The sequence below is a fragment of the Devosia sp. 919 genome (assembly GCF_013185965.1).
Classification (GTDB): Bacteria; Pseudomonadota; Alphaproteobacteria; order Rhizobiales; family Devosiaceae; genus Devosia.
On the sequence record NZ_JABAOL010000001.1, the window covers coordinates 555,869 to 569,954 of the forward strand.

Sequence of the window (14,086 nt, forward strand, 5' to 3'; positions counted from 1 at the left end):
CGTGGTGAACACTGCAGGGTATATTCCACCTGGCGCTAGATTGATGGTGCTGGGTGCACACGTTATCGACAGTTGCTGTTGAAAAAACAAGCAAAAAAGGAGCGGCATTGATGATCATGATGCGGGTTTTTCTTGCCTTGCTGCTAGTGGCCGTCGCGACACATCCAGTTACTGCTCAGACTAATGTTGTATGTCGGCCGTTCAACACAGCATCCGCTCACCCCTACGTGGCTTATGACGAACGCGAAGTTCCTGCGGTCGGCAATCGGGACCGATTTCTTGCGGGCCAAGTTCGCGATTGCCCGCGCTGCAATCTGCAGGGCGCTCAACTACAGCAATGGGATTTGTCAGGTGCCGACCTGAGAGGCGCTGACCTCTCAGGAGCAGTGCTTCACCGCGCGGTGTTGGCTGAAACGCAACTAGACGGTGCAATTCTAGTCCGTGCGAACCTTAACAAGACAGATCTGCGAGGTGCCTCTCTTGTGGAGGCAAAGCTGAACGGAGCTCTGCTTTATGGTGCGGACCTGAGTGGCGCGACCATGGTGCGAGCGGACTTAACCGACGCCCGCCTGCAACATGCGCGCTTGATGCGGGCTCGCCTCGAAGCGGCCGTACTTGTTCGTTCTCTAGGACGTGATGCTAATCTTGCCGCAGCTGATCTGCGACAAGCAGATTTGCAGCTTTCCAACTTCCAGAACGCCAGATTTCAGCAGGCTGTTCTGCGACAAGCCAACCTAGCCAATGCAGGCTTTGTGGGTGCGGATTTTACCTCAGCCGACCTTACACAGGCCTCAGCCTTTAATGCCGATTTTCTGGCAGCGACATTAACAGATACGCGTTTGGTCAACGCGGATCTTCGGAATGTCCGGATTGATGGCGCGGAGCTGGTTTGTGCGAATTTCGACAATGCGGTCATTGGACCGGCGGTGCCTTAATTATCGATCGTCACTTGTCGCCGCTGTGGCCATCAATTCGAACCGACTGGTGCTGACGAAGTAAGTTGGCTGCACCTTGCCGAACTCGTCCGTGAAGCTTTCTCCCCTGCGGTGATAATAGTCCTGCTCGACTTTGAGCGACGCATCTGCGGTCAGCTTGGTGCATCGCCTTTTTACAAAAAAGCTCGTTATGGCGGTTTCCCGTTCAGCCAAGGGCAGTTCTTGGCAGTCCCAATCTGTCTCGCCAAAATGACGCATGAACAAAGCTCCAAGACGCCAATGATCGTTCCGAGTTCCTGGCTCGACGCCTCTTGGATCCGTAACAACCCTGATGCCACGTAGAACGCCAGCACCGTCCAGCAAGGCGGAGGTCATTACATCAAAGCCGTAAACTCGGGTGCCGCGCAGCCGTTCTATATCATGGGCCTGCTCTAGGGCCCGAGCCACATACTCGCCCTCGTCGTTGTATCGGAAGTAAACTTCATAGAGTTCGTCGCCACTAGGCCTACAGCTAAGGTAATCGGTGAAGCTCTTTAGCGGCCGTGCTGGTGGCCCTCCATTTGTACCGCAGGCTAGTTCGACGAAGTCCCGGGGCAGGGTGGTGGCTGTCTGACCGAGTTGGAGGTCCCAGACGCTGTGCCGCTCCTCGGCGAGGACCGGTGAACATGTGAAGGCAATAAGAAGTGCAGCGCAATTTTGCGCAATTGCCTTCATTCGACGGGAGCTCCTACACCGAGGACGACAAGGACAAATAAGGCCTCGTTCATCTTCATCTGCTCGGGTTGGTAGGATAGATCCTTGTTGAAGCGGTTCCCCCCAACAACCACCGCCAATAGCTGTTCTCCATCGACCTCGAATGTGATTGGAGGATTGGGCGTCAGGGTTCCGAAACCCGCGGACCAAAGCGTTTCTAATGTCTCATCATGCAGAGCATGGAGCGTACCCTCAGCCGTCGTAGTGAAAACCAGTCCTCCTGCGGTCGCGAGGGCGCCTGCATGAAGCGGAAAATCGAACAGGCGCTGCTCCACCACTCGCCCACTTGCCGGATCCACCGCGGCTAGCATCCCAAGTGCATTGTCCACTCCTGAGTAGTATGCCCCAAGCCAGCCGGGTGCGGAGGTTGTGACGATCGGCCGAACGCCTGGATGACATCCATCGGCTGCGGCGCCATACGCCAAACCGGTGCGCGGGCTGAAAGCAGAGGTGAAGCTGGGTGCGCTCCGAAGGTTTGGGCATCCAGGGGACCACACAGGCTGCGCAGAACTGAGTGGGACTACTACCCCGGCCTCTGCCGGACCTTGAGCGGCATTCGCTACGGCCTGCCAGTCGCTTGGGAGATACTCCGTTTCAACGCGGCGCTCGAGAGTTTGAGAGTCGAGCGAATAGAACCGACCATCGGTGCCAAAGTGGGCGACGCCGCTTCCGAGTGGTGGAGCCCCCGGAGTCAACAGGTAGCTGGATGCCTCAGACAGCATATCGGGTGTGGTATCTGGATAATTGAACACGTTTTGGACTTCGCCCGTCACCAAGTCGAGCGCGACAACGGCGTTGGTGCTGGGCAGAGCCAGTCCTGCATCGGCTACACTAAGCTCCGGCCGGCTCGTCCCCCAAATGGTCGTATGCGTCTGATTATCATATATACCAGTCTGTAGGAATGCACCCGCCCAGCCCTCGCCGGGTTTTGGGTGGCGTTGCCACAACCGAGCTCCAGTACGGGCATTTATGCCGTCAATCTGCGTCCTAGCTCCGCGATCCGCTCCTGATCCTCCCACGACGATGGTGTCACCGACGACTAAGGGGGGTGCTGAAATGGTGTAACCCTCAATTGGATTTCCCACCTGGACAGATCGGGTGATTTCACCGGTGCCCTCATCGATCCAGTGCAGTTGTCCGTCGGCCGCGATGGACAGCAACGAGTCCTCGTAAAAAGCCAATCCACGACTTGCCTGTAGCCAGGCATCAAGATTGTGTTGGCCCGCATCCTTCCGCCAAATTACGCGCCCCTGAGCCGCAAGATCGATCTTGGAGACGGCTCCCCAGCCATCCACCACATACAGGAAGCCGTCCTTGACGAGGGGGCTGATCGGCAGGGTTGCATCGGTATTTCCCGCTGCATCCATCAAGCCTCCAAGCACTATGCTGTAGCGGACCTTGAGCCCGGCTACGTTTTCTTGATTGATGCTTTGCAATGTAGAGAAGCGGTGTCCTGCGGGACCACCTAGATTGCTCAACCAGTTCTGGGAGGACACACCGGGCTTGGTTAACTCTTGCGCCGAGGCTCCCGCCGTCCAGGGGAGAAGGACAGCGCAGGAGGTAACTAACAGCAAGATGACAGTAGCGCGTAGACGGATGGCAAGCACAATTAGCCCCGGCCGGTTGGGAGCGGGATGTTCACCCCGCTCCTGTGTTCACTAAAGGCCGGACTCACTTCGAGGCGGTAGTCTGCGTGGGTTGATCTTCCACTTCAAAGACCCAGATCACCCCGCCGATGGGTACCGAGGTTCCGGACTTGAAGCGGTCTGGATAGCTCGTAGCCAGGCGTGTTTGCATTCCAGCCGCATCAATACCCCAACCGGCCTGGACAGCGATGTACTGCTTGCCATCTGCTTCGAAGCTTGAAGGAACGCCGATGACTCCCGAGTTTAGCTGCATTTCCCACAAGACGTCGCCGGTCTTGGCATCAAAGGCCCGGAACATCTTGTCATTGGTTCCGCCCCCAAACACCAAGCCCCCGCCGGTAGTCAGCAGCGGACCCCAGTTGGCCGAGTTGGGGAAGGTATGCGTCCAGACCTTCTCCCCTGTCGTCAGGTCCCACGCCTGCACTTCCCCGATGTGATCGGCTGTCTCGGTGAGATAGAGCTCGGAGAGGTCCCCTTGCGTGCCGCGAGTAAAGCTGGCCCCGGGCCGGTACTCAACCACCGTTCCGCCTTGCATTCTGGTGCACAGATTTTCGTTCGCGGGGATGTAAACATAATTGGTTTCTGGGCTGTAGGCGATCGGCGGCCAATCCTTGCCACCCCAGAACGAGGGGCAGAAATCTCCCAGAATACCAGTACCAGGCTTGGTGCCTTCGTTGTATTCGACCTTTCCGGTTTCCGGATCCATGCTCTTGATCCAGTTCTCCGCGACGTAAGGCGTTCCTTCGATGAAGTTGATAGGACCCTCATCAGTGCGCTCGAGCATCCAGAGCACACCATCGCGTGCAGCGTGAACGAGGCCGGGCACTTCCTGACCATCTTTTTGCAAAGGCACCAAAATAGGCGCAGCGACTTCGTCCCAGTCAAAGGAGTCGTTGGGATGGTATTGGAAGTGGCCTTCAATTGCGCCGGAGTCGGCGGCGAGCGCCACCACAGATGTCAGGTAAAGATTGTCGCCGGGCCTCTGGTCACCCATCCAGGGTCCACCATTTCCGGTGCCCCAATAGATCAGTTTAGTTTTTGGATCGTACTGTCCAGTAATCCAGCTCGACCCGCCCCCGGTCTTCCAGGCATCCTCATGTTCGTCGCCCGGTTGCGGCCATGTTTCTGAGCCGGGCTCACCCGGCGCGGGCACCAAGAAGGTTCTCCAGGCCTCCTCACCGGTCTCAGCATCGAACGCAGCCACATAGCCGCGAACCCCGCGTTCACCACCCGAGGTGCCAACCACGATCTTGTCTTCTACAACAAGAGGAGCCAGGTTGGCGTAGTAACCGTCGCGGTAGTCCTGCACGGTCGTGGTCCACACTTCATTCCCGCTTTTGGCATCAAGCGCCACAAGAATGGAGTCACGGGACATCCAGTACAGTTTGTCGCCCAGCAGCGCCACGCCGCGATTAGTGGGATGAGAGCCCAGCATGTCGGCGGGGAGTTCGCGGCGATAACGCCATAGGATCTCTCCAGACGCCGCATCGATCGCCAACACCTGGTTACCTGCGGTAGCTGCAAACATGACGCCGTTGACTACGGTTGGGGGCGCCTCGTGACCTTCAGAAAAGCCCGTGGACAACATCCAAGCAGGCTTCAAACCGGCCACATTTTCCGTGTTTATCTGGTCCAGCGGACTGTAACCCCAGCCGTCATAAGTCCGACGGTACATGGGCCAGTCACCATCAGCGGGGTTGGTCAGCATGTCCAATGTCACTGGTGTATAATCAGGAATTGTGACTGGAAGCTGCGGAACTGCCGGCGGGGCGGCGCTCGTTGCCGCAGGCGGCGGGGTTGCAGCTGGCGCTGCGGGGGCAGGGGCCGCCTGCTGAGCCAGAACGCTGCTGGTGAGCAGCGCCAGGCTCAATGCGGCAAGCATCGGGCGTGTTGATGCAATCATGGTAACATTCCTCCTAGTGTTGAGCGGCACCACGATGTTTCGCTTGGACCGCGGACAGATTATTCGGCGTCGCCACCCAGACGCGAATCGAATGCGCCGGCAATAACCAGCCTGTCGCCCTCGAGCCCGAGAGCGATCGAGGGTAGCTTGCGGGTCGCTGGTCCCTGAACCACCGCCCCGTTCCTCTTAGGATCAAATTGCGACAGGTGGCATGGGCATTCGATAATCTTGGCATCGGGCAGCCAATCGGTGACTTCGCAGGCTGCATGGGTGCAGATTACGGTGTTGGCGACCACGCCACCCGCAGCATTGGGCAGCGTATCAGGGCTGAGTTCGGCATCATCCCAGCGCGACAGCACGAGCAGGTTAAACAAGGAGCGCGACCGCGCCTCTCCAGTGACTGGATCGGCTGGCCAAGCCTGCAGAGGGCCGCCGCCAACCTCCAGATCAGACGGAGTCAGCGGCGTGGTTTGATCGTCGCCGGAGGCACGTACAAGAAGATCGCCGGGTTGCGGAGGTAATCTGTCTGCCTCTTGGCTCAAGGCTCCGCCTGCCATACCGTAGACAGCAACTCCCGCGAGCCCCGCCAGAACCGCACGCCGGTGCATCTGGCAGCATTGAGTCCCGCTATCATCGTTCTGTTCTTGATCGGCCAATTTTCTCTTCCCGTTGATATTTCATGTCATTCAACTGCGGGCTCGGGCGCTTCGCCCTTGTTTCCTCGCATTAGTTCAAGGCTAGCACACCAGGCCTGCGGAACAAGCCTCGATCACCTTAAAGCTCGAATTTACTACAAAAGTACTAGAAGGGCGCGGCGCATTAACTGGTTGGTCGACGGACGAGTCTCTGCGCATAGTAAGGTTGCTGAATGGCGTGGAGGAGCACGTACGCCCTCGGGCGGCAGCAAGGATAAGCGATAGCCATCTATCCCGAACCAAGAACAACATGATGAGAGCAGAGGAAGCGCTATGAAGTCCCTTACATCGGCAACACTGTTGGCTGCACTGATGCAGTGCGGTCCTACCCTTGCACAGCAAGCACCCGACCCCGCAACTCAGCCTTTTGAGGCTGGTCTTCCACTCGGCGTTGTCCAAGATGGCGAGACAATCCCCATCTCGGACAACGTGAAAGTCTTCGGCGCGATCGTCAACGCCGAGAGCTGTGTCTACGACGAGACACGTGATCTGATACTGGCGGTCAACCGCGGCGTGAACCAGAACCAGGTGGCAAATGATGGCTTCGTGTCTCTGATCAATCACGACGGTTCGGTTCACACTGCCCGTTGGATCGGGGTAAATCGCAACGGCCTGACACTAAATCAGCCGTTCGGCAGCGATATCAGTGGTGGCAAGTTATACTTGGCAGATCGTGACGGGGGGACAAGCGATGCCGACCCGAGCGTTTCGGTGGTCCGCATCTTCGATATCGCGACCGGGGCGCCTGCCGGCGAGTTAAGAACGGCTGAGTCGACAGGCTTCAACGACATCGAAGTGACTGATGACGGCACCATCTATGCCACGCAGACGGGAAGTGGCACACCGCCCGATCCGACCACGTTTAAAGTCTTCAAGGTCACGCCGGACGGGCAATCGTCCGTGGTGGTGGAAGGTGCCCCCCTTAATCGACCTAACGGCATCGCCCTAGATGGGGCGGGCAACCTGGTAGTCGTCAATATTGGCGACAAGGCCGTCCTAACCTTCTCAGTAGATGGGGAGCTAGTTGCCACGGAGGAAGCCGCACAGGACGGGAATGATGGCCTGGTGATCATGCAGGACGGTACCAAATATGTCAGCAGCGTCTTGAGGGGAGGCGTATCACGAATACCCGCTGGTGGGGGCGCTGCCGAGCTGATCGCGACCGGTATCCCGAGTGCTGCCTCGATGTGCTATGATGCAGGTGCCAATCAGCTGGTCATCCCGATGAACCCCAATAACGCTATGGCTTTTATTAAGCTCGACTAAAGCAGATTTTCAGCCTGACTTTGGGACGCGTGGCGCAGCTCACTTGCTAGAATAGTATCAAGCGTCCCAAGTCTGCGTCATTCGTAGCAGAAACCGGAACTGTGGTTAGGCAAGGGCATTGATCCCGGATCAGGGTAGGCCCAACGCACTACCCTAGAAAAAGAGAGGAGCCTACAATGAGGATGAATACCCTGGTGCTCGCCATAGTGCTGAGCATGCCCTTTGCCGCGACTGCACATGCGCAGTCTGCTAATTCTACCGGCCAGAACGCCGGAACGACGACTGCACCCTCCGCTGATGTTACAAGCCAACAAAAAGGCGAGTACCACGACTTCAGCGCTTTCCTGGAGACCTTTGGAAACGCGGATTTCACCGCAGCCAACACTGCCTTAGAAGGAACGTCCACCTATACAGTCGTGTCAATCGCATCACTTGCAAACGCTGACAAGGCGAGCCTGCAGACGGAAATTGACAAACATGCGCAGGACATCGAGGCCTTGCGAGCTTTGATCTCTGATAATCAGGAGGCTGTCGGCTACCTTGAGGATGAGGGGCTAACCCCTGAGCATGTGGTCTGGGCCGAAAGCGCGGATAACGGGACAATCCTGCTCTTTGTATCCGATTTTGACGGCGTGTAGTGCCGACTTGGCCGGTCTATGAGTACCATCAGGCTGGGCAAGGCCCGGCCTGTTCAATTCCTGCATGGAGATTGGCGGTCGAGCTGATTGGCGGGCCGCAATGAGCCCGGTTATGCGGCTGCGACCTACCTAGTCAGGGCGCTAGGGCGTTTAATCCGGCGAATGGCACCAGTGTGTGCATCGTAGCCCCTCGCCGCTAGGACAAACGCGATGAAAGCCGATCCCGCGACAACCGCAGCAGACACAACGTTGAACTGCCCGTATGCCGCAAAGCGCATCAATTCGACGGCGTGGGTAAACGGATTGCACAGGGACACGTAATAGATTGCCTCCGCTCCGGCCTCCCTCAACTTCCACAGTGGGTATAGGGCGGATGACAGAAAGAACATCGGGAAAACAACAAAGTTCATCATCCCAGCAAAGTTCTCGATTTGCGGCGTATATACTGACACCAGCAGCCCAATTGAGCCCAGCATTATGCCGGTAAGGATCATGGCAGGCAAAACTGTTAGGTAGCCCGCGCTTGGCAGACCGGTGTCCAGGACGAGCGCAACGATCAAAAAAGCATAAGCCTGTAAAACTGAGAGGATCGTAGCTGCAGCAATTTTAGCGAATAGCAAGAAGCTCCGGGGTAGGGGGCTGACTAGCATTACTCGCATGACGCCAGCTTCACGGTCATAAATCATGGATAGCGCCGACTGCATGCACTGAAAGAGGATCACGATCCCCATGAGCCCGGGTAATATGTACTCCTGGTACGGCGTGTAAGTTCTATAAGGAGGGATTATCGATACCCCAAGGAGGTCGTGCAGCCCCGAAGCAAACACAAGCAGCCAAAGTGTCGGGCGTACCAAGGCCGCCAACAACCTCTCGGTCTGACGAACGAATTTCGCAATTTCTCGGCGTGTTACCGCCCACAAGCCGAGCCATAGATAGGCAGCCGTTATTCGCACTGATGTTCCGGTTCGTCCGTGCCTAGCGTATCAAGATCGTTGATCTGGTGCGCAAAACCCTCAAGCGGTGCTTGCACAATGACGGCGTTGTGCGTCGCAAGCATGAGTGGCATCCGCATCTGCCCGTCCCAAGAACGGAAGCCCAGCTGCACACCCTTCGAACCGTCCAGTTTGAAACGGGAGCTCCGCATATACTCTGCAATTTTAGCAGGATCATCGGAGCGCGCTTTAGCGTAGGCGGTGACGATCGCCTTCGCTGCCATCCAGGTGGACCAATCAGAGCCGGCCATGCGTCTCCCACTAGCGAGGTCCGCAAAGCGCGATGTTACCTGTGGTGCGCCGTAGCGTTCGGAGGACCACTGCCATTCGGAGGATATCAGTCCTGTCGATCCCAGAACCGGTCTCGGCAACTGCGTGGCATAGGGTAGATAACGTGCAAACTCTCCGTCCGAGTCGGCGACATAGATCACGTCGTAATCCGCGCCACCCGTAATCAGGAGCGTGTTGTTAGCCTCCCGACTTGCGGGGTCGGTCGCGAGCGTGAAAGAGCGGGTATCCACCACATCGAGTCGCAAACGGTCGGCCGCCCCCTGGAACGCTTCGGCAATTGCCTTGTCACGTGATTGCTCGCCCACTAGAACAAGAACCCGGGTCCAGTTGCGCGTGCGCAGATATTGGGCAATGGCATCCGCGTGCATCCGGTCTGAAGCTGCCGTGTGCAGCAGGTTTGGATAGCAGCGGTTGCGCAGGAAGTCTTCAGGGGCTGTGGCGTTCACCAAAGTCACCGGAAGATCTCTAGCAAACGCTGCAAGCTGGTCCAGCAAAGGAGCGGGCAAGTCTAGGATGACAAAGCTTTCGCCACCCTTGACCATCTCATTGAGCTTTACTGTCAGCCCTGCTAGTTCAGAGGCTTGCTGGTGATCGAGGGCGAATGCCCGCCCTGAAGCTTCGGATATGATCTTGAGATCTTCGATTCCCAAAATGGCGCCCTCGACCGGGTTGCCGCCGGGAGCAACCTCAATACGGGCATAGACCACATCGGGATCGTACCGAGGATCGTCCTCGCGGCCGAGATATCCGATCTTGACTTGCTGCTGACCCAAGGCCGTTCCCACCACGCACAGCAGAATGGTGGCTGACACAAACAGTGCTTTGGCGCTAATCATCGATGACCACCGAATGGGGGACGCGACCCACCGGAATTGAGCGAATTGGTTCCATGGAGGCCATGTCGACTATTGTTATGTCGTCGGAAAGCCCGTTCGCTACGATTGCCGTCTTCTCGTCGCTAGAGAGGTCAACTGACCATGCGCGGCGACCAACCAGAACATACTTTAGAACTTCATAGGTGTTGGTATCCACAACGGCGATGTGATTGGCCCGACCAAGGCTGACCAGCACCTTGCTGCCATCGAGTGTGATGGCCATTCCGACCGGGGTAACGTCTTCCTCGCGGAACCCAGGTGGCACGAATACCAAGCTATCGCCTTTGATTTCGTTCGTCGCAGTATCTATGATGTAGATCTCGCTCGAAAGCTCGCATGACACCCAAAGCTCCGATCCATCGGGTGTAAGAATAAAGCGCCGAGGACGGGTGCCGACCACAATGTTCTCGATCACCGCACTCGTGGCAGTGTCGATCACATGCACCATATCGGCAACTTCGGAGGTGACGTAGGCAGTCTTGCCGTCGGGTGTGACCAACACCCCCTCGGGTTCTGCTCCTGTAGGTATGTTGCTGACCGTCAAGCGGGATTCGAGTTCGATGGCCTCCAGTGCAGAGTCTTCTTCGTTGGAAACGTAGATGATCTTCTCGTCAGGCGTGAAGGCAAACACTTCTGGACTCGGCCCTGTGGGTATGGAGTCCACGACCTCGAGTGTGGCGACATCGATGATGTCGATGGCGTCATCGTCCCCGCAGGCTACATAGAGCAGTGTCTTCTCCGAGTTGAAGTGCATGTCTCGTGGTCGGCGTGACGTCGGAATGCGCTTGATGATGTTGTGTTCCTGGTCGAGGACGACAACTTCGTTACCCTTCTCGGCGGACACGAACATCAGCCCCGTGCCTGCGGCTTCGACACCTATGACCGCGACAAGCATTAGGAAGAAGGGGGTGAGCAGGCGAATTGCCAGTTTCATTGCAGTGCCCTCTACATCACTTAACAATGAACTTGCCGGCTAAGCCGCGATTTTCGTAGCCGGGCACATAAAAGGCATACTCACCGGGTCTAATTGGCACAAAAGAAACGCTGATAGTGCCTGCGTCGTCGAACTCGACCGAGTAGAGACCGAACGCCTTTACCTCCAGATCGTTGATCACGATCTGATTAATCCAGGCATTGCGGAAAAGCTCGGGCGCGACCACCGAGAACTCCTCACCCCCGTCGTGCTCAATGTTCCAGTTGTAGTACTTGCCAGTTTCGAGCCGGTATTCCGTGCTAGAGAAAGTCAATTCGTCACTATTGATATGTAAATCCAGAGCGGTGGGGTTCGAGGCTAAATTGCCTTCAGCCACAGCTGGTGTGATTGCCGAATGGCAAGCAAGGGTTACGCTCAGGGCAAATAAAGCCCTGCTCATCAGGTTTGTCATTTCGCCTCCCGGTCGTATGTTGCATTTGCAACAACTATTTTTTATGTCTGCTCTTAGGTCTCTTGTGTTAGCCTGACCCTGGTAAGCTTAGCAGCATAACCTGGAGGCGCAACCTTAACAAAGCCAAGCCAAGCTGCACGGTTAGGTTGCTACCGCGAAATCTTGCCTGTTTCACGATACAGAGTGGCCCGCGAGCATGATCAGCAAACCGGTTCTTCAATTGATCGCCATACGAAAGTCATATGGCCAGACTGAAGCATTGCGGGGGATGAGCTTTTGCGTGGGAACCTCGGAGCTAGTAGCATTGCTTGGTCCAAATGGGGCAGGAAAGTCTACTTTGTTTCAAATTGCTGCCGGCCTATTTCGACCTGATTCTGGTGAGGTGAAACTCTTCGGCTCTTGTTACCGTAAGAGCAGCTCGGCAATTCTCTCCAAGTTAGGTGTGGTGTTCCAGAGCCGATCGCTCGATGTCGAAATGACTGGGCAAGCTAACCTTTCCTTTCACGGAGCGCTGTTCGGCCTTGCGGGACGTAACTTGCGGGCACGGATTGGTGAACTGGCGAATCTTTTAGAAATCACGGACCTTCTTGACCAGCCGGTCCGGACATTGTCCGGCGGCAACCAGCGGCGGCTCGAAATAGCCCGCGCGCTTCTCAATCGGCCTAAGCTCTTGCTGATGGATGAACCTACCGTAGGCTTGGACATCCCAACAAGGCGCCTGTTCGTGCGCCACATCGAAACCATCCGCAGGGTAGAGGGGACTTCGATCCTTTGGGCCACCCACCTGGTCGATGAGGTAGAGGATGCGGACCGGGTCGTGCTGATCAGAAACGGTTCTGTGTTACACAACGGCCCGCCGGCGGAGCTGAAGTTGATCGCCGGGACCGACTCTCTCACACAAGCCTATGTTGCGCTCGCGGGGCCGTCCGGCAGCGAGGCTGATCTATAGCGCAGGGCACACAAATGTGGTGCGGGCAGCGGCCGCGTTACGTTTCTCCAAATAGCATTTGTTTCTAGTCAGAAGGTTCCTTAGTAGATCCTTACAAAAGCACCCCCTGGCGGTCAACTCGGTGAGGGTCAGCAGGGGAGCCGACTTCGGCAGTTTACGTGCCCATCAGAATGACGGCAATCAAGATTCCAGACGCTGTCCGTCAGTTTTGCCCCCATTTCAGATGAGGTGGATGGCTTCCGCTCCCGGCATCTGAGTGCCAAAGTGGGTTTGCTATCAGGCAACCCGAGCAAAGGAGCCATCCGCCACGCAGATTACCACTAGATCTGGCCAAGAGTGTTTTTCAGGTTCATGCCGTTAATGCGTCTGGAGGTGTTGTTGTACGCAAAACACTTCGGCGATCGCAGGTTCTGCCGTTCTTCACCAGGGTACCACCCTGTCTGATCGGCATTGAGGCGTGTGGCACATCCCACCATTGGGCTCGCCAGCTGACAAACCTTGGTCATGAGATCCGTATCATGCCGCCGGCCTACGTCCCTATGTGAAGCGCAGCAAGAACGATGCGGTGGACGCGGAAGCGATTTGCGAGCCCGTGACCCGCCCCACCATGCGTTTCGTGGCGAAGAAGTCGACCGAGCAGCAGCAGCATTGTCGGTGCATCGGGTACGCAATCTTCTGGTTAAACAGCGCACCCTGTTGGTGAACATGATCCTCGGCCTCTTGGCCGAGGTCGGCATCGACATCCCAGTAGGTCTGGAGCGGGCGCTTGGGCTGGCGCGTCAGATCGCGGTCAGTGAATTCGAACCAGATGTGCCCGTTGTAGCCAAGCAGATTCTCGATCGTCTCTGTGCTCAGGTCCTCGACACCCATGTCCGTTTGCAGGCGATTGACCGCGCGATCATCGCTCTGCAGAGAACTGACCAGGTGGCGCGACGACTATCGACCATTCCTGGCATAGGTCCTGTTGGCGCCACAGCACTGGCGGCATCGGTTGCCGACCCGGGACAGTCCCGTTCTGGTCGAGAATTCGCCGCCTGGCTGGGACTGACACCCTCGCAGAAGTCGAGTGGTGGCAAGGACCGGCTCGGTCGCATCACCAAAATGGGCGATCGGTATCTGAGGAAGCTCTTGGTGATCGGCGCGACCTCTCTGGTCCGCCGGGCCAGGTATAAGCCCGAGGCAGCCGATCCCTATCTACTGGCGCTCCTTGCCCGAAAGCCGGCGCGTGTTGAGAGCGTGGCCATGGCCAACAAAATGGCCCGTGTTGTCTGGGCGGTCATGGCTCGCGGCGAGGTCTACCAAGCTCGCCGTGCCCGCAGCCTTGCAGCGTAAAACCAGGAAAAGATTGTAACTTGAAGCAAGATCCAGTTTGAGCCGATCAACCGGCTCCATGAGGTTGTGAGAGCGAAGCGATGTGATGGCGAAACCGGTCAGGCCGGAACAGAGACAACCCGTCGAACGACCGAGGCGCAATAGCCTGAATTTCAGATTGGGACCTTGTTTGCCGACCCCATCAAGGCCAGCAGTCTCTACGGCTGCATCAACAGGCCGCACAGAAGACTGCACCCGACCAACGCCAGAACGTCGAATTATCTCTTGCAATGCGGGAGCCATCCACAGAGGCCGTTCAGAGACCTCAAGTCCCTTCCTAAGAGCGGACATTGGCGCAAGGCATGATGGGCCACGAACGACATGATTCCGATCGCACAAGGACAAGAGAGATGATGTTGCGTGCGATAGCGACCTGACATCTGTCGC

General features: G+C 57.0%; 12 protein-coding genes and 1 pseudogene. 5 read left to right on the plus strand and 8 right to left on the minus strand.

Going from position 1 to position 14,086, the window contains the following annotated elements:
• The first annotated feature begins 53 nt into the window (after positions 1-53).
• Positions 54-935: a pentapeptide repeat-containing protein gene (locus tag HRQ64_RS02645; RefSeq protein ID WP_172121908.1), complete on the plus strand. Its 882-nt coding sequence runs from the start codon at positions 54-56 to the stop codon at positions 933-935.
• On the opposite strand, the gene HRQ64_RS02650 is transcribed toward HRQ64_RS02645, so the two are convergent.
• The 4 genes from HRQ64_RS02650 to HRQ64_RS02665 form a co-directional block, all read right to left on the minus strand.
• Complete coding sequence (locus tag HRQ64_RS02650; protein ID WP_172121909.1) at positions 936-1,649, minus strand: hypothetical protein; 714 nt, start codon at positions 1,647-1,649, stop codon at positions 936-938.
• Positions 1,646-3,166 (minus strand): PQQ-binding-like beta-propeller repeat protein, encoded by a 1,521-nt coding sequence (locus HRQ64_RS02655; protein ID WP_172121910.1) that lies wholly within the window; start codon positions 3,164-3,166, stop codon positions 1,646-1,648. The genes HRQ64_RS02650 and HRQ64_RS02655 overlap by 4 nt, the downstream gene beginning before the upstream one ends.
• Before the next feature lie 193 nt (positions 3,167-3,359).
• Positions 3,360-5,237 carry a PQQ-dependent dehydrogenase, methanol/ethanol family gene (locus HRQ64_RS02660; RefSeq protein WP_248307163.1) on the minus strand — a complete coding sequence of 626 codons (1,878 nt, stop codon included), beginning with the start codon at positions 5,235-5,237 and terminating at the stop codon, positions 3,360-3,362.
• Between the two features lie 59 nt (positions 5,238-5,296).
• The gene (locus HRQ64_RS02665; RefSeq protein ID WP_172121911.1) at positions 5,297-5,611 is read right to left on the minus strand and encodes a Rieske 2Fe-2S domain-containing protein; all 315 of its coding nucleotides are present in this window, start codon (positions 5,609-5,611) and stop codon (positions 5,297-5,299) included.
• Between the two features lie 594 nt (positions 5,612-6,205).
• Here HRQ64_RS02665 and HRQ64_RS02670 point away from each other — a divergent pair.
• Together HRQ64_RS02670 and HRQ64_RS02675 are read left to right on the plus strand one after the other, a co-directional pair.
• Positions 6,206-7,198 (plus strand): SMP-30/gluconolactonase/LRE family protein, encoded by a 993-nt coding sequence (locus HRQ64_RS02670; RefSeq protein WP_172121912.1) that lies wholly within the window; start codon positions 6,206-6,208, stop codon positions 7,196-7,198.
• A 176-nt stretch (positions 7,199-7,374) separates the two neighbouring features.
• Positions 7,375-7,836, plus strand: a complete 462-nt coding sequence (locus HRQ64_RS02675; protein WP_172121913.1) for a hypothetical protein — start codon at positions 7,375-7,377, stop codon at positions 7,834-7,836.
• Positions 7,837-7,961: 125 nt separating this feature from the next.
• Here the strand turns inward: HRQ64_RS02675 and HRQ64_RS02680 are convergent, their stop codons facing one another.
• From HRQ64_RS02680 to HRQ64_RS02695, 4 genes are read right to left on the minus strand one after another with little or no spacing between them, the layout of a single operon-like run.
• Positions 7,962-8,783, minus strand: a complete 822-nt coding sequence (locus HRQ64_RS02680) for an ABC transporter permease (protein WP_172124765.1) — start codon at positions 8,781-8,783, stop codon at positions 7,962-7,964.
• Complete coding sequence (locus HRQ64_RS02685) at positions 8,780-9,955, minus strand: ABC transporter substrate-binding protein (RefSeq protein ID WP_172121914.1); 1,176 nt, start codon at positions 9,953-9,955, stop codon at positions 8,780-8,782. The genes HRQ64_RS02680 and HRQ64_RS02685 overlap by 4 nt, the downstream gene beginning before the upstream one ends.
• The gene (locus HRQ64_RS02690; protein WP_172121915.1) at positions 9,948-10,928 is read right to left on the minus strand and encodes a PQQ-dependent catabolism-associated beta-propeller protein; all 981 of its coding nucleotides are present in this window, start codon (positions 10,926-10,928) and stop codon (positions 9,948-9,950) included. The genes HRQ64_RS02685 and HRQ64_RS02690 overlap by 8 nt, the downstream gene beginning before the upstream one ends.
• Before the next feature lie 16 nt (positions 10,929-10,944).
• Positions 10,945-11,379, minus strand: a complete 435-nt coding sequence (locus HRQ64_RS02695; RefSeq protein WP_210258489.1) for a hypothetical protein — start codon at positions 11,377-11,379, stop codon at positions 10,945-10,947.
• Between the two features lie 196 nt (positions 11,380-11,575).
• Between HRQ64_RS02695 and HRQ64_RS02700 the strand changes: the two genes are divergently transcribed.
• Positions 11,576-12,328, plus strand: coding sequence for an ATP-binding cassette domain-containing protein (locus HRQ64_RS02700; protein WP_172121916.1), 753 nt, complete (start codon positions 11,576-11,578; stop codon positions 12,326-12,328).
• A 326-nt stretch (positions 12,329-12,654) separates the two neighbouring features.
• Positions 12,655-13,660, plus strand: a pseudogene (locus tag HRQ64_RS02705) (IS110 family transposase).
• Positions 13,661-14,086 lie beyond the last annotated feature (426 nt).